Below are 19089 nucleotides of genomic sequence, written 5' to 3'. Positions count from 1 at the left end.
GAGACTCGGCCGACGTGCCGGCGCGTCAGGCGGGCAGGGACCAGTCGACCGGGGTCGCGCCCTGCTGCTCGAGCAGGGCGTTCACCTGCGAGAACGGACGGCTGCCGAAGAACCCGCGGGAGGCGCTCAGCGGCGACGGGTGCGCCGACGCCACGACCGGGGTGTCGCCGAGGAGCGGTCGGACGGACGCAGCCTGGGCACCCCAGAGCACGGCGACGAGCGGGGTCCCCCGGGCGACGAGCGCGCGGACGGCCTGGTCGGTGACGGCCTCCCAGCCCTTGCCGCGGTGGCTCCCGGCGGCGCCGGACCCGACCGTCAGCACACGGTTGAGCAGCAGCACGCCCTGCTCCGACCACGCACGCAGGTCGCCGTGCGCCGGCGGCGTCACGCCGAGGTCGTCGCGGAGCTCGCGGTAGACGTTCGCCAGACTCCGCGGAACGGGCCGGACGTGCGGGTCGACCGCGAAGGACAGCCCGATCGGGTGCCCCGACGTCGGGTACGGGTCCTGTCCGACGACGAGCACCTTCACGTCGTCGAAGGGCTGTGTGAACGCACGCAGGACGACGTCGCCGGCGGGCAGGTAGGGGCGCCCGGCGGCGACCTCGTCGCGGAGCCAGTCCCCCATCCGGTGCACGTCGGTCTCGACGGGCGCGAGGGCCTCGGCCCACCCGGGGTCGACGAGCTCGGCAAGCGGCCGCGGCTGCACGACCGGTGCCTAGGCGCCCATGGTCGCGACGGAGACCGACTCGTCCCCGGCGACGACGCGCCAGACGCTGCCGGTGCCGCGGACCTGGAGGGCGCCCTCGCCGACGACGAGCGCCGTGTCCTCGTCGATCGCGAGCCCGGCGGTGACGAACTCCGCCTCGGCGGCGGCGATCAGCCGCGCCAGCGTGCCGGCCTGGACGGCGTGCACGTCGATGGTCAGGTCGACGAGCCCGAGTCCCTCGCGGAGCTCGACCTCGTCCAGCCCCTCGGACGCTTCCTCGGGGCAGACCTCGACGCCGCCGATGCGCCAGCCGCCGACGAGTGCGCGGTCGGCGACGACCATCGCGCCCGCCGAGTAGCCGAGGTAGGGCAGGCCGTCGGACACGAGCAGCCGGATCTGGTCGACGAGCGGGGCGATCGCGTCGAGGTAGTGCGGGGTCACACCGCCGCCGATCACGAGCGCGTCGACGTCGCTGAGGACCGAGGTGGCGAAGACCGTGCCGGGGGCGACCTCGGTCACCAGGACCTCGGCCTGCCGGGCACCGCCGAGGGCCTCGGCGAGGTCGGCCGTCGACGAGGGCGATGTGCCGTCCTGTCGGGAGACGGACAGGAGGCCGATGCGCGGCACGGTCCGGCCGACGGCAGCGGCGCGCGCGGTGGCCTCGGCCAGGAACGGCGCGACGGCGTCCGAGGCGATGACCGGGCCGCCGCCGACGAGGTGGATGCTCACGACTCGGCCGTCACCGGGGCGAGGGCACTCCACGGGAACGTGATCCAGCCGTCGACGCGACGCCAGACGTGGTCGGGCTCGAGCACCGTGCCGGGCTTCGAGTACAGGCACGCGCTGCGGACGTCGGCGCCGGCGTTCCGGATGATGTCGACGACCAGGCGCAGGGTGCGGCCGGAGTCGGAGACGTCGTCGACCACGAGGACCCGCTTGCCCGCCAGGCTCGGCGCGTCGAGGGCCGGCGACAGGATGACGGGCTCGTCCAGGCGCTGCTCGACGTCGGTGTAGAACTCGACGTTGATCGAGCCGCACTCCTTGGTGCCGAGCGCGTAGGCGACGGCACCGGCGATGATCAGCCCACCGCGGGCGACCGCGACGACGACCTCGGGCTCGAAGCCGGAGGACAGCACGTCCTTGGCGAGCAGCCGGGCCGCGTCCCCGAACTCGAGCCACCCGAGCACCTCGGGCCCGCTCGTGACGGTCACGGTCGAGGGTGCCTGCGCGGCTGCCCCGGGTTCGCTGCTGATCGGCATCCGACCACGGTAGCGGCACTGCCCCGTCCACCGCGACCCGTCACCAGGACCCGCGCGCGTCCGGACCTGGACCCGGACAAGGACACGGACACGGACACGGACACAGCCCGGCCCCGGCGCGGCTCCTGCCCGCGTCAGCTCCGCGGGGTGAGCGGCCCCCGCGCCAGCTTGTGCTGCGCCGACTGCGCGACGGGCCGCACGGTCACCAGGTCCAGGTTGACGTGCGCCGGCAGCTCGACCGCGTGCACGATCGCCTCGGCGACGTCCTCGGCCACGAGCGGCTCCGGCACGTCGGCGTACACCGCGTCGGCCTTCTCGCGGTCGCCCCGGAAGCGCGTGAGGGCGAACTCGTCGGTCTTCACCAGCCCGGGGGCGATCTCGACCACCCGGAGCGGCTCGCCGTTCAGCTCGAGGCGGAGCGCGCCGACCAGGGCGTGCTCGGCGAACTTCGCGGCGTTGTAGCCGCCGCCGTTCTCGTACGCCACGTGCCCGGCCGTGCTCGTCACGGTGACGACGTCGGCGACCCCGGCGGTCGCGGCCCGACGGCGGAGCTGCGGCAGCAGAGCGGCGGTGACGCGCTTCGTGCCGATCACGTTCACCTCGAACATGGCGCGCCAGTCGTCGACGTCGGACTCCTCGACGCTCGCCGAGCCGAGGGCGCCACCGGCGTTGTTCACGAGCACGTCGGCACCGCCGGCCTCGGCCACCCGTGCGGCGAGCGCCGCGACCGCGTCGGCGTCCGTGACGTCCGCGACGAGCCAGTCGGTGCCGGTCTCCTCGGCGAGCGCCCGGAGCCGGTCCTCGCGTCGGGCGACGGCGAGGACGTCCCATCCCCTCGAGCGGAACAGCCGGACGGTGGCGGCACCGATGCCCGAGCTGGCTCCGGTGACGACGGCGAGACGGGACATGGGACCTCCGACGGAAGGGACGGGAGCGGACCGCACCACCGTACCGACGACGATCCGGTACCGTGACCGGGCATGAGCAGGGACGCCGGACCGCGCACGAGCAGGGACACCGGACCACGCACGAGCAAGGACGCCGCGCCGACCGCCCCGACCACCCCGCTCGAGCCCGGCCGCGCCCCTCGTCGCATCCCGATGTGGGACACCGCACGCTTCGTCGCCGTGACCCTCGTGGTGATCGGGCACGCCATCCAGCGCCAGACCGCCGGCAGCGAGCACGCCCTCGCGCTCTACACGTTCATCTACGCGTTCCACATGCCCGCCTTCGGCGTGATCAGCGGCTACTTCTCGTCGGCGGACACCCCGACCGCGCAGCGGATGCGGCGGACGTTCACCGACATCGTCGTGCCGTACATCGTGATGCAGACGATCTGGACCGTGGTGCAGGCGGTCGTCGAGGGCGGCAAGGAGTTCAACCCGACGCAGCCCACGTGGACGCTCTGGTTCCTCCTGGCGCTCGGGATCTTCCGGCTCGTGCTGCCGTACCTGGCGATCCTGCGGTGGCCGCTGTTCTGGGCGGTGGTGCTCAGCGTCGGGGTCGGGTACTCGGACAACGTCGACTCGACGTTCTCGCTCGGTCGGGCGATCAGCCTGCTGCCGTTCTTCCTGGTCGGCTGGCAGCTCAGGCAGTGGGGGCTGTTCGACCGCTGGTACGAGGCGTCCCGCCGCACGGTGGTGCGCGTGCGCATGGCGGCCGGCGCGGTGTTCGCGGCGTGGGCGGCCGCCTGCCTGCTGTTCATCCCGCAGTTCGCCGAGTTCGACCTGCACCACTGGTTCTTCTACGACGACTCGTACGCCGGGCTCGGTGAGGACGCCTGGTGGGCGGGCGGTGTCCGGCTCGGTCTGGTGCTGCTCGCCGGCGTGCTGACGGCGTCGTTCCTGCTGCTCGTGCCGCGCCGGAGGGTGTGGATCACCCGGTTCGGCGCGGCGACGATGTCCGTCTACCTGCTCCACACGTTCGTCCTGTACCCGATCCGCGAGTCCGGGGTCCTGGCCGGCGAGCACTCCGCCTGGCCGTACGTACTGCTGATGGTCGCGGTCGCCTGCGCGGTCAGCCTGTTCCTGGCGCAGCCCTTCGTGCGCCGCGCGATGCGCTGGCTGCTCGAGCCGAAGGTGGACTGGCTGTTCCGCAGGGACGTCGCGACCCCGGGACCGGCACCCGGACGGCCTGGAGGCACGGCCTAGGTCCGCCCCGTCCGTTACGCCCGGTGGCGGCCCTGCTGGTGCCCGCCCGGCCACCTGCGTACCGTGACGGTCGACGCAGCGCAGCCACGGGCCTCCCGTCCGACGCGCAGGGCGACCCGACGACCACCGCACCCGACAGGAGCACCGATGAGCACGAACGACGCCGCCGCTTGGCGGTTCGAGACGACGCAGGTCCACGCCGGCGCGCAGCCCGACCCGACCACGGGTGCCCGTGCGACGCCGATCTACAAGACGACGTCGTACGTGTTCGAGAACTCGGACCACGCCCGCGACCTGTTCGCGCTCGCGCAGCCGGGGAACATCTACTCGCGGATCATGAACCCGACGAACGACGTCGTCGAGCAGCGGATCGCCGCGCTCGAGGGCGGTACCGGGGCGCTGCTCGTGTCCTCGGGGCAGGCGGCGGAGACGTACGCGGTGCTCAACATCGCGGGTGCCGGCGACCACATCGTGTCGTCGTCGTCGATCTACGGCGGCACGTACAACCTGTTCAAGTACACGCTCGCGAAGCTCGGCATCGAGACCACCTTCGTCGAGGACCAGGACGACGCCGAGGAGTGGCGCCGCGCGGTCCGGCCGAACACGAAGCTGTTCTTCGCGGAGACCATCGGCAACCCGCGCATCAACGTCCTCGACATCACGAAGGTGTCGGACGTCGCGCACGAGGCCGGCGTGCCCCTGATCGTCGACAACACCATCGCGACGCCGTACCTGATCCGTCCGTTCGAGCACGGCGCGGACATCGTCGTGCACTCGGCGACGAAGTTCCTCGGCGGCCACGGCACGGTGATCGGCGGCGTGATCGTCGACGGCGGCCGGTTCGCCTGGTCGGACCACGCCGAGCGCTTCCCGGAGTTCAACAGCCCCGACCCGTCCTACCACGGCGCCGTGTTCGCGCAGGCCGTGGGCAACGAGCTCGCGTACGTCGTGAAGGCCCGGGTGCAGCTGCTCCGCGACCTCGGTGCGTCGAACTCCCCGGACACCGCGTTCGCGCTGCTGCAGGGCATCGAGACGCTGTCGCTCCGCATCGAGCGGCACGTGTCGAACGCGCAGGAGATCGCCGAGTGGCTCGACCGGCACCCGGACGTCGCGTCGGTGTCCTACGCGGGGCTGCCGACCTCGCCCTGGTACGCGGCAGCGAACAAGTACGCGCCGCGCGGCGTCGGGGCGGTGCTGTCCTTCGAGCTGAAGGGCGGCGTGCCCGCGGGGAAGGCGTTCGTCGACCACCTGCAGCTGTTCTCGCACCTGGCGAACATCGGGGACGTGCGGTCCCTGGTGATCCACCCGGCATCGACGACGCACTCGCAGCTCACGCCCGAGCAGCAGCTGACGACCGGGGTCACCCCGGGGCTCGTGCGGCTGTCGGTCGGCATCGAGAACGTCGAGGACCTGCGGGCCGACCTCGAGGCGGGGCTCGCGGCGGCGCGGGCCGTCGCCCAGGAGGGCCAGCGCGCGTAGCGCGCGGGCCGGGCGCGCGGGCGGAGCGTCGTCGCCGCGCTCGCGGGCCCGGCCACACGCCGCCGGGCCCGGCCACACACCGGGCGTGACGTAACACGGCGGCGGTGCGTCGCGCCTCCCGGCAGACTGGACCCACCATGGACTGGCAGACGACCCCCGAGGACTCCGTGCCGTCCACCCTCGTGCCCGGCGCCGAGCTGGGCACCCTCGGCAAGCCGCCCGTCACCGGGGCCTGGCGCCCGGGCGACCACCCCGGCGCCCGCCGCTTCGAGTCGCTGGGCGAGCAGTGGGTGCGTGGTGGCCGCCTGACGTCCGTGCGCGTGGCCTACGAGACGTGGGGGACGCCGAACGCCGCACGGGACAACGCGGTGCTGGTGTTCCACGCGCTGACCGGGGACTCGCACGTCGCCGGTCCCCCCGGACCCGGGCACCGCACGGCCGGCTGGTGGGGTGACGTCGTCGGACCCGGTCGGGCGATCGACACCGATCGGTGGTTCGTCGTCGCGCCGAACATGCTCGGCGGGTGCCAGGGCACGACGGGGCCGTCCTCGGTCGCGCCGGACGGCCGCGAGTGGGGCGGCCGCTTCCCCTTCGTCACGGTCCGCGACCAGGTCGCCGTGCAGGCGCAGCTCGCCGACCGGCTCGGCATCGAGCGCTTCGCGGCCGTCGTCGGCGGGTCGATGGGCGGCATGCACGCGCTCGAGTTCGCGATCGCCCACCCGGAGCGGGTCGAGCGCCTCGCGCTGCTCGCCACGACCGCGCAGACCACCGCCGACCAGATCGCCGCGAACTCGCTGCAGCGCACGGCGATCCAGATGGACCCGGCCTTCGCGGACGGCGACTACCACGACGCCGACCCCGGCGAGGGACCCCACCGCGGGCTCGCCCTGGCACGGCGGATGGCGCTCATGACCTACCGCGCGCCCGACGAGCTGAACGGCAGGTTCGCCCGGTCCTGGCAGAGCGACGTCTCTCCGCTCGGCGACGAGGGCCGCTTCAGCGTGGAGAGCTACCTCGACTTCCACGGCAACAAGTTCACCCGGCGGTTCGACGCGGCCTCGTACGTGACGCTGACGCACGCGATGGACTCGCACGACGTCGGGGCCGGCCGGGGCGGGGTCGCCGCAGCGCTCGGCACGGTGCGGGCGCGCACGCTCGTGGTCGGGGTGTCGAGCGACCGACTGTTCCCGGTCGAGGACCAGCACCGCATCGCAGCCGGGGTGCCCGACGCCCTCGACGGCGACCGGGCGGCGGTGATCGCCAGCGAGTTCGGGCACGACGGGTTCCTCATCGAGCACGAGGCCGTGGGGGCCCACCTGCGCCGCCTGCTCGACTGACCGCCGGGCGTCCGCGCCGCTCGGTGCCGTCGTCCGCGTGGGCACCGCCGACGCCGTCGCCGCGCGTCCGCGCAGCGCGGCCCGGGTAACGATCCCGTCGCCATCCTGACGTCACTGGCGTGCCGGACACCCCACAACGGGTGCCGCCCGTGGAATGATGACGACGGAGCCGGTCTCCCGCCGAGCGCACGACCGTCCGGACCCCCGGACGGACGGTCACCAGCACACCCGTACCGCCGCACCAGCACAGCCCCCGGAACCACCGGAGCGGTGCTGACGTCACCACCAGGACACCGATGGACTTCATCGCACAGGAACGCGACCGCTTGCTGCGGTCGACGACCCGTGTCGTGGGTGTCACGTGCGCCCTGGTGTCGGTCGTGGGCATCATCAGCTCGGCGTCGGTGCCGATCATGCCCCTCCTCGGTGCGCTCGCGTGCATCGCCGTGCTCATCGCCGCGTTCCTGGCCTTCGGCGCGAACGGCTCCCCGTGGTGGAGCGCCCTCGCGTCCGTCTCCGGGCTCGGCGCACTCGCCCTCCTGCTCCTCGGCACGACGCCCGACCAGCGTCCCGTGGTCGCCGCCGCCGTCGTCCCCCTGGCCGCCGGTTCGCTCTCCGCACCGCTCATGGCGCAGCGGGGTTCCCGCCCCGGTCTCGCCCTGACGATCGGCAGCGGCGCCGTCGCGCTCGCGGCGGTCGTGTGGGCGTCCGGCAGCGTGCTGTCCGCCGCCGCGGTCGGGACAGCCCTCGGGTGGATCCTCATCGCCGTGATCACCGTGTGGATCGCCCGGAGCATCCCCCGGGTCGCCCGACGCATCCAGAGCATCGGGACCGCGCACCGCGCCGAACGCCAGGCGAGCGAGACCGAGGCCCAGCGTCGGCAGGGTGCCCGGCTCCTGCACGACACCGTGCTCGCGACCCTCACACTCCTGGCGCACTCCGGCCGCGGGGTCTCCGAGCAGGCCATGCGCGAGCAGGCCGCCGAGGACGCCCGCCTCCTCCGCCACCTCCGGCTCGGCGCGACCCCGCAGCCGCAGCAGTCCGGCGACTACTCGCTCACCCGGCAGGAGGAGTCGCCGCTCGGGCAGACGCTCGAGTCCGTCAAGCAGCGCTTCGGCCGGATGGGGCTCGAGGTCAGCTGGCACGGCACCGGCCAGGTCCTGCTCCCCTCGCACGTGCTCGACGCGTTCCTGCTCGCGCTCGGCGAGTGCCTGGAGAACGTCCGACGGCACGCGGGTGTCGGCGAGGCGCACGTGACGATCGTCCACGACCAGGAGACCGTCCGCGCGATGGTGACGGACTCCGGTGTGGGCTTCGACCTCGACGCCGTCGGCGCCGAACGACTCGGCTTCAAGGAGAGCGTCGTGAACCGTCTGCGCGAGGTCGGCGGTGACGCCAAGCTCTTCTCGGCGCCCGGCTCCGGCACCACCGTCGTGCTGGAGGCACCGCGGTGAGCCGCCTGCCGGAGGACACCATCAGCCGCGGCCTGCCCGGCGAGACCGCGGCGGCCGCACCCCGCACCCGCCGCGAGGCCCGGGAGCGCTACCGCGGGACCGACCGGCGGCAGGCCCGGGGCCTGCCGTCCACCTCCACCGGCGCGCGCTCGCTCCGCCAGGCAGCGAAGCCCGGGGCGTCGCTCGGCACCGGTTACCTCGGCCTCGGCGCCGCGGTGCTCGCCGCGATCCAGGCCGTCGCCGGCATCGCGCTCTTCCTCGTGCACGCTCCCGGGCTGTCGAACCCGTGGCTCCCGGCCGCCGCGTGGGCGCTCTACCTCCTCGCCGCTGTGTGCGTCTGCCTGAGCCTGATGACCTACGGCGAACGCCTGACCGGCACCGCCTTCGCACTCATCTGCGTCGTGCTCGCGTGCGTGGTGACGCTCGACTTCGTCGGGATCTTCCCCGAGCACGACCTCGCCCGGACCGCGAGCGCGTCGGTCGCCGCCGGGTTCGCCCTGCTCCCGATCGCCTCGCTGCGCCCCGCGAAGGAGGTGGGGACCGCGATCGTCGTGCTCGGTGCGGCCTTCGTCGCGATGGCGGTGACGTCGACGCCGATCACCCCGGACACCATGCCGGGCCTGGTGTCGATGCTCGCGATCGTCGTGGTCCCGCCGTCCATCGCCCTGTTCGTCGTGCACCGGTTCCGCCAGCTCGTGCAGCGCGAGCTCGACCGCGTGCTCGTGCAGAGCAACGTGCAAGCGCCGCAGTTCGCCGTCGGCATGCTCGCCTCCGACGAGCTCGCCCGGCTCGACCTGGCCGCCGAGAAGCTCCTCGACGCCGTCGCGAACGGGTCCGACCCGCTCCCCCTGTCCGATGCCTCCGCCTCGGTCGCCGCGTCGCTCGCCACCGAGCTCCGCCTGCACCTCATCGAGGGCCGCCGCGAGACCTGGCTCTACCACGCCATCACGGAGTCCGACCACCTCGGCCGCTCGGTCAGCGTCGCCGACCCGCAGGGCCTCGCGGGGCACCTCACCCCCGCGCAGCGCGACGGGCTCCTGCAGGCGCTCTGGCAGATGGTCGGCGACGGCCGGACGAGCCAGCCCGGCGTCCCGGTCGTCTCCGTGACCCTCGGGCCGATCGGCTCCGACGGCCACCCGGTCTCCGACGAACGCATGGACGTGCCGATCGTCTTCGAGTCCCGCGGGGTCCCCCGGCGTCGCCTCGGCCCCACCGCGTGGAGCGCCCTGCAGCGCATAGGTCCGTACACCGACTCGGTCCGCGACGGGGTGCTCACCGTCGTCGCCCACTGCGTCGTCGACCGGCACCCGTCGATGTAGCGCCGTCCCGCCGCGCGCCGAGCGACGCGCCCCACGAACGCACCACCTGGCCGGCCCCGGAGTCCCGGACACCCTGGCCCACCTGCCCGCCACGACCGGTCGCTCCCCCTAGGATCGGCAGGCACGCCCCCGAGAAAGGACGCCTGATGGCGACTCCAGAGGAACCGATCCGACTCGCACTCGTCGACGACCACAAGATGCTCCTCGGCGCACTCACCGAGTGGATCCGCAGCGCCGCCGACGACATCACCCTCGTCGCCGCGGTCACGACCTGGCCCGAGCTCCTGACGAACCCGGCGTTCCCCGTCGACGTCGTCCTGTTGGACCTCGACCTCAAGGACTCCATCCCGGTGTCGTTGAAGATCTCCACGCTCAAGACCGCCGGCGTCAAGACCGTCGTGATGAGCACGTACTCGGAGCCGAACGTCGTCCGCGAGGCCCTGGGCGCCGGCGCCCTCGGCTACCTCGTCAAGAGCGAGGACGCGGACATGATCGTCGAGGCGATCCGCGCCGCGCAGCGCGGCGAGCAGTACGTCTCCGCCGAGCTCGACCTCGCGATCAACAGCGGCGACGTCGGCGGCGTCCCGAAGCTCAGCGCCCAGGAGCGTCGCGTCATGGCGCTCTACGGCGGCGGCGAGCCGGTCAAGAGCGTCGCGTACCAGCTCGGCATCTCCGAGGAGACCGCGAAGAGCTACCTCAAGCGCATCCGTGAGAAGTACCGCGTCGCCGGCTTCGACGTCGGCACGAAGGTCGCGCTGCGGAAGCGGGCGATCACCGACGGCATCATCGTGCAGGACGGCAGCCCGGTCGGGCTGTAGGGACCGCTCGCGGTCCGGCGGACTGCCGCACCCAGCAACCGGACGGGAGGCACGTGGCGACGCCGCCACGTGCCTCCACGTGGCGACGCCGCCACGTGCCTCCCGTCCGTCCTCCGGTCGCTGTCGACACTCGTGCGCTGTGGACACCCGTGCGCTGTCGACACCTGGGCGCTGTCGAGTGAGCAGAAGCCGTTGGTTCCGTCCGACGGACCCGACGGCTTCTGCTCACTCATCGGACGGCCAGGACCGCCGGGCAGCCGCGCGCGCCGGACGGACGGAACGACTCAGACGGTCGGGACCGGCGCGGTGATCGGACCCGTCGACGGGGACGTCGTGCGCAGCCCCGCACGCCGGACGGTCCGCCGCCCGACGCCGTAGCTCACCGCGGTGACGACCAGGCCGAGCAGGGCGAGGACGATGCCGAGCCACGCCGGCGCGAGGAACCCGAAGCCGGCCGCGATCACCGCGCCGCCGAGGGCCGCACCGAGCGAGTTGCCGATGTTGAACGCGGAGTGGTTGAGCGCCGCCGCGATCGTGCGGGCGTCGCCGGCCACGTCCATGAGTCGCGACTGCACCGCCGGGGGTATCGCCGACGAGGTCGCGCCGAGCAGGAACGCACCGAGGAACACGCCCCACGTCCACTGCGCCGTGAAGACCGTGACGAGCAGGGCACCGACGAGTGCGAGCATGCCGACGTAGATGGTCCGCTTGACGCTCCGGTCCGCCAGGTGCCCGCCGAGGACGCCACCGACGACCATGCCGAGCCCGACGACCACCAGGACGAGCGGCACCGCCGACTCGGGCAGCCCCGTGACGTTCTGGACGAGCGGCGAGATGTACGAGTACACGGCGAAGAACCCACCGAACCCGACGGCGCCGAGGCCCATGACGATCCACACCTGCGGGGAGCGGAACGCCCGCAGCTCGCGGCCGATGGTCGCGTGCTCGTCGCGGGGGCTGCGCGGGACGAAGGCGGCGACCGCCAGGAACGTCAGCGCGAACAGGACCGACACGACCCCGTACGCGGTCCGCCAACCGGCGTTCTGCCCGACCCATGTGATCGCGGGCACACCGACGACGTTCGCGATGGACAGGCCGAGCATGACCATCGCGATGCCCTTGCCCCGCTTGCCGGGTCCCATGATGTCGCCGGCCACGATGGAGGCGATGCCGAAGTACGCGCCGTGCGGCAGACCCGCGACGAAGCGTGCCACGAGGACCAGGCCGAAGCTCGGCAGGACCGCGCTCGCGACCGTCGCGACGACGAAGCCCACGAGCAGGACGAGGATCAGGCCCTTGCGCGGGAAGGTCGCGGAGATCGCCGCGATCGTCGGGGCACCGACGACGACCCCGAGGGCGTAGGCGCTGACGAGCCACCCGGCGTGCGCGACCCCGGCGTCCGGCGAGACGGCGTACTGCTGCGGCAGCAGCGCCTCGGCGATGTTCGGCAGCAGCCCCATCGCGACGAACTCGGTCGAACCGATCGCGAAGCCGCCCATGGCGAGGGCGATGAGGGCGAGCGCGCGGCTCGTCGGGGTGGTGAGCGTCATGCGACCTGTTCTCGTGACGTGGGGTGGGAGGCCCGCCGCGATCTGGGGTCCCGGTCCGGCGCAGCGCGGCGCCGACCGAGGACCGTCCGACGGTGGTCGGGGCCGGTGCGGGTTCGGCGGCGAACGGGACGGGCCTGCGATGCAGCCCGTCCCAGCAGTGTAGAACGCTCCAACGGGTCAGCGGAAGCGGCGGACCGAATCGATTCGACCAGACGCCCGAGCGACCAGCGGGAGGTCGTCTGCGGAACAGCCCTCAGGCCGCGCGGCGCTCCACGTGGGCTGCGGCCGACGGCGCCGGCTCGGGCACCTCGTCCCGGTGCACCCAGCCCGCGCCGCACTCGACGCACGTCGCCCAGCCGTTCTCGCCCTGCTCGTCCGCGTCGACCACGACCGTCTGCAGGTCGCAGTCAGGGCACCAGCCGTCGTGGGTCATCACGCGCTCCTCGTGGTCGTCGGTCCGGCCGCGGGTGCGGCTCGACGACACCATGAGACACCCGGCCACCGACATCCCGGGGACCGTGGCGGCGTGTCGGCCGCGGCGGTAGCGTGACGGTCATGTGGTGGTGGATCGGGACCGTGGTTGTGCTCGTCGCGCTGTTCGGACTCTGGCTGTGGATGCACCACGTGACCGACTTCGGCTCGCGGTCGCGGGCCTTCGACGGCTCCGATCCGGAGATCGCCGAGGCGCTCCGGCAGGCAGAGCGCGACCAGAACACGGGGCGGATGTACCCGTAGCGGCCGACCAGCAGCCGGACGCCCCCCGTCTCAGTCGCCGAGCGCTGCTTCGAGCCGTTCGAGCTTGCCGTCGATCTCGCCGGTGTGGCCCGGCCGGATGTCGGCCTTCAGCACGAGCGACACCCGGGTGCCGTGGGCGGCGACGGCCTCGGTCGCCCGCTTGACGACGTCCATCACCTCGTCCCACTCCCCCTCGATCTCGGTGAACATCGACGAGGTGCGGTTCGGCAGCCCGGACTCGCGGACGATCCGCACCGCGGCGGCGACCGCGTCGTGCACGGAGCCGTCCGAGGACGCTGCGGGACCACCGGACGGGGCGACGGAGAACGCGACGATCATGCGTCCATCCTGCCCCGCTCGACCTCGACGGGCACGCCACCGTCGGACGGGAGCTCCCGGGTCCGCGCGGACCGTCCGGACGGCGAGCGAGCCAGCAGGACGAGCCCCCAGACGAGCACCCCGACCTCGAGCAGGTTCCGGATCGTCAGCACCACGAGCACCCAGGGACGCACCAGGAGCACCTGGTCGTAGAACGTCGGGTAGAAGACCTGGGTGAGCACGGCCGTCACGAGCAGGGCGACCGCGACCGGCACGAACCGCCGGGCACTGGCACGCCCGGCGACGAGTCCCCACACGACGGGGACCGCGAACCAGCCGACGTACTGCGGGGAGCCGACCTTGTTCGTCGCGATGAGCGCGGCGACGAGCACGAGCGCCAGCAGCGGGGCGACCTCGGCACGGCGGGCACCGCGCCGGACCGCGACCAGCGCGAGGACGATCCCGGCGAGCACGGTGACGGCCATCAGTGGCGTGGAGAGCGCAGCGGCCGCGTGCGTCCCGGCCCCGGACACCTCGAAGGTCAGGATCCCGGTGTCGTAGTAGACCGCGGCCCCGGGGACGCCGGCCGCCGCCGCCCACATGAACGGCGTCGCGAGCGGAGCCTCGATCTGCAGCGCCCGGCCGCTCTGCTGCGAGACGAAGGAAAGCAGGTGCGCCGCTCCCCCGTACAGCACGTCGACCAGGACGATCAGCGCCGTCACGACCAGCGCCCCGGTGAGGACGCCCCGCCGGTGCCCTCGGCGCAGCAGCAGGACCCCGACGAGCGCGGCCGGCCAGACCTTGGTCCACGCGGCGACGGTGAACACCGCCGAAGCGACGGCGGGTCGGGTCGCGACGAAGGCCACCCCGACCAGGGCGAGGGCCGTCGCGACCGCGTCGATGCGGCCGAGAGCGATCGGGCCGAGCGCCAGCAGGAACAGCAGCCACCACCAGACCACCCGCACCCCGAGCGCGCGGAACCGCCAGAGGACGGCGACCGCGGCGGCGTCGAGCACGGTCATGAGCAGCAGCCACCCGGTGCCGATCGACGCGGCGCCGCCGAGCGCGGCGGCGGCCATGGGCACGATCGCGAACACCGGGTAGACCCAGTCCGAGTCGACACCGACCCAGTAGTGGTCCCGGTGGCCCGCCTCGATCCACTCGCGGTACGTGCGGGTGACGTCCCCGAGCGGCAGGTTCGGCAGGGACGTGTTCGCCCACCACAGGAACGCGTGCACGAGCACGAACGCCGCGACGAACAGGGCCGCCTCGACCCACCGGAACCGTACCTGCACCGGTCGAGCGTAGCGGGGCGTCGTCCAGGCTCCCCTGAGCGGGACGTGCCACGGTGGCGCCGTGACCGCAGTCCCACCCCGCCGACGTCCGACCCGCAACCCCGTCGCCTGGGTCGTCCTGGTGGTGGTGGTCGTCTCGGTCCTCGCCGTCGGTGTCGTCGCGGCCACCAGGGCGTACTCCTCGCGAGAGGACGCGAAGGCCTCGGCGACCCCCACCGTCGCCGCGAGCCGCGCGCCGTCGACCCTGGACCCCGCGGACCTGGCGGGCCGCTGGACCGTCGGCGGGGACTCCGAGGCCGGCTACCGCGTGCACGAGGTGCTGAACGGCTCGGACGTCACGGTCACCGGCCGGACCGACAGCGTCAGCGGCGAGGCGACGGTCGCCGGGACCGCGATCACGGCAGCGACCGTCACGGTCCGTGTCGCCGACATCGCGACGGACTCCGCGCAGCGCGACTCGTACTTCCGCGACTCCGCCCTCGACGTCGCGGCCTTCCCCACCGCGACCTTCACCCTCGGGGAGCCGATCGCGGACGCCGTCCCGAGCGGTTCCGCCACCACGACCGTCGACGCCCCCGGCGAGCTGACGCTGCACGGGGTGACCCGCTCGGTCACGGCGACGCTGCAGATCGGCCTGGACGGCGACGGCGTGCAGGTGTCCGGCAGCGTGCCCGTGACGTTCGCGGACTACGGCGTGCAGGCGCCCGACCTGGGGTTCGTCCGGGTCGAGCCACGTGGCGCCGTCGAGTTCCTGGTGCACGCGAGCCCCGCCCGCTGACCGCGGACGGGGCCGACACCAGCCCGACCCGCTGACCGCCCTCAGTCGGTCCAGGTCCGCACCCAGTCGATCTCGAGGTGCCCCGGCGCACCCCAGTCCCCGATCTGGAACATGTACCGGTGCGGGGTCGTCGGCACGTGGTCGTGCGCCTCGAAGACGAGCTGCGCGTCCACGTAGAACCGCACGGTCCGGCCGGGCTCCCACACGGTCGTGTACGTGTGCCAGTCCCGCCAGGACGCGTCGGTGTGCAGTCCGGCCGCCTGGCGCTCCTGCCCGGGGACCGTCGAGTGCACGAACGCGCCGACGGGTCCGGCGAAGTTCCCCTCCGGGAAGTCGACCTCGCCGTCGGACCACCGGTCCGACATCGGCCAGAGCATGAACGCGGCACCGTTGCCGTCGCCGCCGATCGCCCGCGCCCGGACGCTGAACACCCCGCCGGTGTGCGCCCACGCCCCGTCCGGGGTGCCGAACGTCCCCGCGGCACCGCGCTTCCCGTCCATCGCCACGTCCATGTACCCGTCGTGCGCGCTGACGGTCGGTCCGGACCAGTACTTGCCGCCCATGCCGTCCGGGTACGGCTGCCACGACCCCGCGTACGTCGTCGCGAACGCGCCGCCGGCCGCCGCCGGGGTGTCGAAGTCCTCGGCGAACGTGGGTGGGCCGTCACCGGTGGGCGGCGCGGCGGGTGTCGCCGAGGCCGTCGGTGTGGCACCGCTGACGACGGCGGTGCCGTCGGGGTGCGGCTGCGGCCGCGCGTCGGCGCTCGACACCGCGGACACGGTGAGCGCCGCGAGGGCCGCGGCGGTCAGGACGATCGCCGCTCGGAGGATCTTCGTCGATCGGGTTCGGGACATGGTGGAGCATCGCTTTCCGGGGCGGCCGCCGGGTCGGGTGGTCCGGCGCACGTCCCTCGCGACGTGTCTACGCCGACCGGACGGTCACCTCGACGTCCCCGCGACCCGGTGGCGGGATCGCTGCGGCTTCCCGACGTACGTGCGGCAACCCGCGCAGCGGCCGTCGGCACGGTCCGCTGGACGGACGTCGGCGCGGCCCGGTCTCGGTGCCGGTGCACACCGGACGGGAGGCGCGCCACCGGACGCGGGACGTGCCTCCCGTCCGGTGGTCCACACGTCCGGCGGACGGCCGCTGCGCGGACCGGTGGGTCCGCTCGCTCAGGCGGTCGCGTCGCCGGTGGTCACGAGGTCGCGGACGACGCCGGGGAGGGCCGCGACGAGCGCGGTCATCGGGAACGGTCCGCCCCCCGAGGCGCGGCGCGCGGCCGTGCCGTGCACGACCGCGGCGGCCGCGGCGAGGTGCGCGAGCTCCTCCTGTCCGACGGCCGCGCTGCCGGCGCGGGTCGCGACGAGGGCGCCGAGCACGCCGCCGAGGACGTCCCCGGCGCCGGCCGCCGCGAGCCACGGCGTGGCGGACGAGGCGACCAGGCGCACCGACCCGTCCGGCGTGACGACGTGCGTGTCCGCACCCTTCAGCAGGACGACGCTCCCGGTCCGCTCCGCGGCGCGGAGGGCCGAACCGCGCGGGTCCCCCTCGACCTCGTCACGGTCGACGCGCAGCAGCTTCGCGAGTTCGCCCGCGTGCGGCGTGAGCACCGCGAGCGGCCCGAGGTCGACGAGCGGGATCGCCCCGGCGTCGACGACGACCGGCACGCCGTCGTCCGAGGCGTGCCGGAACGCCTCGGCCGTCGTGTCGTCGAGGTCGTCGAGCGAGGACGCCGAGATGCCGGAACCGACGAGCCACGCCTGGACGCGTCCGACGCCGGCGACGGCCTCGGGTCGGCGGGACAGGACGTGGTCGGTCGCCCGGTCGGGACCGACGTACCGGACCATGCCGACCCCCGTGTGCACGGCTGCATCGACACCGAGCACCGCGGCACCCGGGTACGCCGCCGACCCCGTCGCGACGCCGAGCACCCCGCGGCGGTACTTCGTCGACTCGCCGGTCGGCGCGGTGGTCCAGGCGGCGGCGTCGGACGGGGTGACGGGCACGAAGTCGTTCATCGTCCCCACGTTACGGTGGGGCGCATGAGCCTGTTCCTGCCCGGTCGCGTGGTGGTCTTCGACTACGGCGAGGTGATCAGCAGGACCCCGCACGGCGCGTGGGACGCCCTCGTGCAGGCCACCGGGGTGCCCGCGGACGAGCTGCTGCCCGTCTACCAGGAGCTCCGGCACGACCTGGACCGCGGCGACCTGTCCGTGCTGCAGTACTGGCGCGCGATCGGCGCCCGGATTGGGCGGACGTGGAGCGTCACCGAGGTGCACGGCTTCTGGGCGATCGACTTCACCGGGTGGTTCGCGGTCGAGCCGGAGACCCTCGCGATCGTCGAGGAGCTGCACGACGCCGGCACCCGGCTCGCGCTCCTGTCGAACGCCGGCTTCGACTTCGGCGACCCCTACCGCCGGTCGCCGATGGGGTCGCTCTTCGAGACCGTCGTCGTCAGCGCCGAGGAGCACGTCCTGAAGCCCGACGCGTCCGTCTACCGCACGACGTGCGACCGGCTGGGAATCACGCCGGAGCAGATGGTGTTCGTCGACAACAGGGCCGAGAACGCCGCCGGCGCGGACGCGATCGGGGCGGTCGGCCACCACTACACGTCGCCGGCCGGGCTGCGGGCCTTCCTGCAGGACCTGGCGGCGTCCGCCGAAGGAGCCCCCGCGTGACCCACGCCCTGTTCGACCCGATCACCGTCCGTGACCTGACCGTCCGCAACCGCATCTGGGTCTCCCCGATGTGCCAGTACTCGGTCGAGCGGCAGGACGGCGTCCCGACCCCGTGGCACCTCGTGCACCTCGGCGGGTTCGCCAAGGGCGGTGCCGGCGCGGTCGTGGTCGAGGCGACGGGGGTCGTCCCCGAGGGTCGGATCAGCCCGCAGGACCTCGGGCTGTGGAACGACGAGCAGCGGGACGCGTTCCGCCCGATCGTCGACTTCCTGCACGACCAGGGCGCCGCGGCCGGCATCCAGCTCGCGCACGCCGGGCGCAAGGCGTCGACGTTCCGCCCGTGGGAGGACACGCACGGCTCGGTGCCGGTCGACCAGGGCGGGTGGAGCACCGTGGCCCCGTCGGCCGTGGCCTTCGGCGGGTACGCCGCGCCGCGCGAGCTCGAGCCCGAGGACATCCGGGTCGTCGCGCTCGCCTTCGCGGCCGCCGCCCGTCGGGCCGTCGACGCGGGCTTCGACCTCGTCGAGCTGCACGCCGCGCACGGCTACCTGCTCCACCAGTTCCTCTCGCCGCTGTCGAACCACCGCACGGACGCCTACGGCGGGTCGCTCGAGAACCGGGCCCGTGCGCTCCTCGAGGTGCTCGACGCGGTGCGCGCCGAGGTCGGCGCAGGCTTCCCCGTCGTCGTCCGCTTCTCGGCCACCGACTGGGTCGACGGCGGACTGACCCTGGACGAGACCACGCAGGTCGCGCGCTGGGCGGCCGAGCACGGTGCCGACCTGGCCGACGTGTCGACCGGCGGCAACGTCGCGAGTGCCCCGATCCCGGTCGGCCCCGGCTACCAGGTGCCCTTCGCGGCAGCACTGAAGCGTGACGCGGGCGTCCGGACGATCGCGGTCGGCATGATCTCCGACGCGTTCCAGGCCGAGCAGGTCGTCGCGACCGGACAGGCCGACGTGGTCATGGTCGGGCGCGAGTTCCTCCGCGACCCGGCCTTCCCGCTCCGCGCTGCGGTCGAGCTCGGCGTGCACGTCGACTACGAACCGCAGCAGTACCACCGCGCCCGGGTGACGGCGTAGGCCACCCTGACCTGTACGTCCTCTCGGCTTCCGATGCCCCGACGCAGTACGATGACCCTCACTGTGGACGATCCTCCGAACGCTTCCTCGCCTCACTCATCCGCCGCTCACTCGGTGAGCAGCGCTCCCTCGCG

Annotated in this window: 20 protein-coding genes; 10 read left to right on the top strand and 10 right to left on the bottom strand. The window is 73.6% G+C overall.

What is annotated here, in order from left to right:
* Window positions 1-25: 25 nt before the first annotated feature.
* From HUN58_RS06505 to HUN58_RS06490, 4 genes are all read right to left on the bottom strand, one after another.
* Window positions 26-706, bottom strand: a complete 681-nt coding sequence (locus HUN58_RS06505) for a uracil-DNA glycosylase (protein ID WP_180225408.1) — start codon at window positions 704-706, stop codon at window positions 26-28.
* Window positions 707-715: 9 nt separating this feature from the next.
* Window positions 716-1435: a Type 1 glutamine amidotransferase-like domain-containing protein gene (locus tag HUN58_RS06500; RefSeq protein WP_180225409.1), complete on the bottom strand. Its 720-nt coding sequence runs from the start codon at window positions 1433-1435 to the stop codon at window positions 716-718.
* Window positions 1432-1965: a phosphoribosyltransferase gene (locus HUN58_RS06495; protein WP_217507756.1), complete on the bottom strand. Its 534-nt coding sequence runs from the start codon at window positions 1963-1965 to the stop codon at window positions 1432-1434. The genes HUN58_RS06500 and HUN58_RS06495 overlap by 4 nt, the downstream gene beginning before the upstream one ends.
* 134 nt (window positions 1966-2099) lie before the next feature.
* The gene (locus tag HUN58_RS06490) at window positions 2100-2873 is read right to left on the bottom strand and encodes an SDR family oxidoreductase (protein WP_180225410.1); all 774 of its coding nucleotides are present in this window, start codon (window positions 2871-2873) and stop codon (window positions 2100-2102) included.
* A 72-nt stretch (window positions 2874-2945) separates the two neighbouring features.
* Here HUN58_RS06490 and HUN58_RS06485 point away from each other — a divergent pair, with 72 nt between their 5' ends.
* The 6 genes from HUN58_RS06485 (at window position 2946) to HUN58_RS06460 (ending at window position 10522) form a co-directional block, all read left to right on the top strand.
* The gene (locus HUN58_RS06485; protein ID WP_180225411.1) at window positions 2946-4115 is read left to right on the top strand and encodes an acyltransferase family protein; all 1170 of its coding nucleotides are present in this window, start codon (window positions 2946-2948) and stop codon (window positions 4113-4115) included.
* A gap of 147 nt (window positions 4116-4262) precedes the next feature.
* A complete protein-coding gene (locus tag HUN58_RS06480) occupies window positions 4263-5594 on the top strand; it encodes a bifunctional o-acetylhomoserine/o-acetylserine sulfhydrylase (RefSeq protein WP_058740667.1) in 1332 nt (443 codons plus the stop codon).
* A gap of 137 nt (window positions 5595-5731) precedes the next feature.
* Entirely contained in the window at window positions 5732-6931 is a 1200-nt protein-coding gene (locus tag HUN58_RS06475) for a homoserine O-acetyltransferase (RefSeq protein WP_180225412.1), read from the top strand.
* A 296-nt stretch (window positions 6932-7227) separates the two neighbouring features.
* A complete protein-coding gene (locus HUN58_RS06470) occupies window positions 7228-8385 on the top strand; it encodes a sensor histidine kinase (protein ID WP_114850037.1) in 1158 nt (385 codons plus the stop codon).
* Window positions 8382-9704 carry a hypothetical protein gene (locus tag HUN58_RS06465; protein WP_141861927.1) on the top strand — a complete coding sequence of 441 codons (1323 nt, stop codon included), beginning with the start codon at window positions 8382-8384 and terminating at the stop codon, window positions 9702-9704. The genes HUN58_RS06470 and HUN58_RS06465 overlap by 4 nt, the downstream gene beginning before the upstream one ends.
* A gap of 146 nt (window positions 9705-9850) precedes the next feature.
* Window positions 9851-10522 carry a response regulator transcription factor gene (locus tag HUN58_RS06460; protein ID WP_058740671.1) on the top strand — a complete coding sequence of 224 codons (672 nt, stop codon included), beginning with the start codon at window positions 9851-9853 and terminating at the stop codon, window positions 10520-10522.
* A 284-nt stretch (window positions 10523-10806) separates the two neighbouring features.
* Here HUN58_RS06460 and HUN58_RS06455 read toward each other — a convergent pair whose 3' ends face one another.
* Both HUN58_RS06455 and HUN58_RS06450 read right to left on the bottom strand, forming a co-directional pair.
* On the bottom strand, window positions 10807-12072 hold the full coding sequence (locus HUN58_RS06455) for an MFS transporter (RefSeq protein WP_180225413.1): 1266 nt from the start codon (window positions 12070-12072) through the stop codon (window positions 10807-10809).
* A gap of 253 nt (window positions 12073-12325) precedes the next feature.
* Window positions 12326-12580 (bottom strand): hypothetical protein, encoded by a 255-nt coding sequence (locus HUN58_RS06450; protein ID WP_141861929.1) that lies wholly within the window; start codon window positions 12578-12580, stop codon window positions 12326-12328.
* Window positions 12581-12627: 47 nt separating this feature from the next.
* Here HUN58_RS06450 and HUN58_RS06445 point away from each other — a divergent pair, with 47 nt between their 5' ends.
* Window positions 12628-12807 carry a hypothetical protein gene (locus tag HUN58_RS06445; RefSeq protein ID WP_141861931.1) on the top strand — a complete coding sequence of 60 codons (180 nt, stop codon included), beginning with the start codon at window positions 12628-12630 and terminating at the stop codon, window positions 12805-12807.
* A 30-nt stretch (window positions 12808-12837) separates the two neighbouring features.
* On the opposite strand, the gene HUN58_RS06440 is transcribed toward HUN58_RS06445, so the two are convergent.
* Both HUN58_RS06440 and HUN58_RS06435 read right to left on the bottom strand, forming a co-directional pair.
* Complete coding sequence (locus HUN58_RS06440; RefSeq protein WP_141861933.1) at window positions 12838-13146, bottom strand: thiamine-binding protein; 309 nt, start codon at window positions 13144-13146, stop codon at window positions 12838-12840.
* Entirely contained in the window at window positions 13143-14420 is a 1278-nt protein-coding gene (locus HUN58_RS06435) for a glycosyltransferase 87 family protein (RefSeq protein ID WP_114850043.1), read from the bottom strand. Before HUN58_RS06435 ends, HUN58_RS06440 begins: the two co-directional genes overlap by 4 nt.
* A 61-nt stretch (window positions 14421-14481) precedes the next feature.
* On the opposite strand from HUN58_RS06435, the gene HUN58_RS06430 reads away from it, so the two are divergent.
* Window positions 14482-15198: a YceI family protein gene (locus tag HUN58_RS06430; protein ID WP_114850044.1), complete on the top strand. Its 717-nt coding sequence runs from the start codon at window positions 14482-14484 to the stop codon at window positions 15196-15198.
* 41 nt (window positions 15199-15239) lie between these two features.
* On the opposite strand, the gene HUN58_RS06425 is transcribed toward HUN58_RS06430, so the two are convergent.
* A complete protein-coding gene (locus HUN58_RS06425) occupies window positions 15240-16052 on the bottom strand; it encodes a glycoside hydrolase family 16 protein (protein WP_180225414.1) in 813 nt (270 codons plus the stop codon).
* Window positions 16053-16370: 318 nt separating this feature from the next.
* Complete coding sequence (locus HUN58_RS06420) at window positions 16371-17216, bottom strand: ADP/ATP-dependent (S)-NAD(P)H-hydrate dehydratase (protein ID WP_180225415.1); 846 nt, start codon at window positions 17214-17216, stop codon at window positions 16371-16373.
* Window positions 17217-17240: 24 nt separating this feature from the next.
* Between HUN58_RS06420 and HUN58_RS06415 the strand changes: the two genes are divergently transcribed.
* Window positions 17241-17876, top strand: coding sequence for an HAD family phosphatase (locus HUN58_RS06415; protein ID WP_180225416.1), 636 nt, complete (start codon window positions 17241-17243; stop codon window positions 17874-17876).
* A complete protein-coding gene (locus HUN58_RS06410; RefSeq protein ID WP_114850048.1) occupies window positions 17873-18955 on the top strand; it encodes an NADH:flavin oxidoreductase/NADH oxidase in 1083 nt (360 codons plus the stop codon). The genes HUN58_RS06415 and HUN58_RS06410 overlap by 4 nt, the downstream gene beginning before the upstream one ends.
* Window positions 18956-19089: the final 134 nt, after the last annotated feature.

This window comes from Curtobacterium sp. Csp1, assembly GCF_013347185.1.
Note: the sequence above shows the minus strand (reverse complement) of the source record. Positions and strands in the feature narration are given on the sequence as shown.

Excerpts from the sequence above, each read along its gene's own strand:
- HUN58_RS06495 (WP_217507756.1), bottom strand. The coding sequence starts at position 1,965 with ATGCCGATCAGCAGCGAACCCGGGGCAGCCGCGCAGGCACCCTCGACC.
- HUN58_RS06490 (WP_180225410.1), bottom strand. The coding sequence starts at position 2,873 with ATGTCCCGTCTCGCCGTCGTCACCGGAGCCAGCTCGGGCATCGGTGCC.
- HUN58_RS06485 (WP_180225411.1), top strand. The coding sequence starts at position 2,946 with ATGAGCAGGGACGCCGGACCGCGCACGAGCAGGGACACCGGACCACGC.
- HUN58_RS06480 (WP_058740667.1), top strand. The coding sequence starts at position 4,263 with ATGAGCACGAACGACGCCGCCGCTTGGCGGTTCGAGACGACGCAGGTC.
- HUN58_RS06475 (WP_180225412.1), top strand. The coding sequence starts at position 5,732 with ATGGACTGGCAGACGACCCCCGAGGACTCCGTGCCGTCCACCCTCGTG.
- HUN58_RS06470 (WP_114850037.1), top strand. The coding sequence starts at position 7,228 with ATGGACTTCATCGCACAGGAACGCGACCGCTTGCTGCGGTCGACGACC.
- HUN58_RS06460 (WP_058740671.1), top strand. The coding sequence starts at position 9,851 with ATGGCGACTCCAGAGGAACCGATCCGACTCGCACTCGTCGACGACCAC.
- HUN58_RS06455 (WP_180225413.1), bottom strand. The coding sequence starts at position 12,072 with ATGACGCTCACCACCCCGACGAGCCGCGCGCTCGCCCTCATCGCCCTC.
- HUN58_RS06450 (WP_141861929.1), bottom strand. The coding sequence starts at position 12,580 with ATGTCGGTGGCCGGGTGTCTCATGGTGTCGTCGAGCCGCACCCGCGGC.
- HUN58_RS06445 (WP_141861931.1), top strand. The coding sequence starts at position 12,628 with ATGTGGTGGTGGATCGGGACCGTGGTTGTGCTCGTCGCGCTGTTCGGA.
- HUN58_RS06440 (WP_141861933.1), bottom strand. The coding sequence starts at position 13,146 with ATGATCGTCGCGTTCTCCGTCGCCCCGTCCGGTGGTCCCGCAGCGTCC.
- HUN58_RS06425 (WP_180225414.1), bottom strand. The coding sequence starts at position 16,052 with ATGTCCCGAACCCGATCGACGAAGATCCTCCGAGCGGCGATCGTCCTG.
- HUN58_RS06420 (WP_180225415.1), bottom strand. The coding sequence starts at position 17,216 with ATGAACGACTTCGTGCCCGTCACCCCGTCCGACGCCGCCGCCTGGACC.
- HUN58_RS06415 (WP_180225416.1), top strand. The coding sequence starts at position 17,241 with ATGAGCCTGTTCCTGCCCGGTCGCGTGGTGGTCTTCGACTACGGCGAG.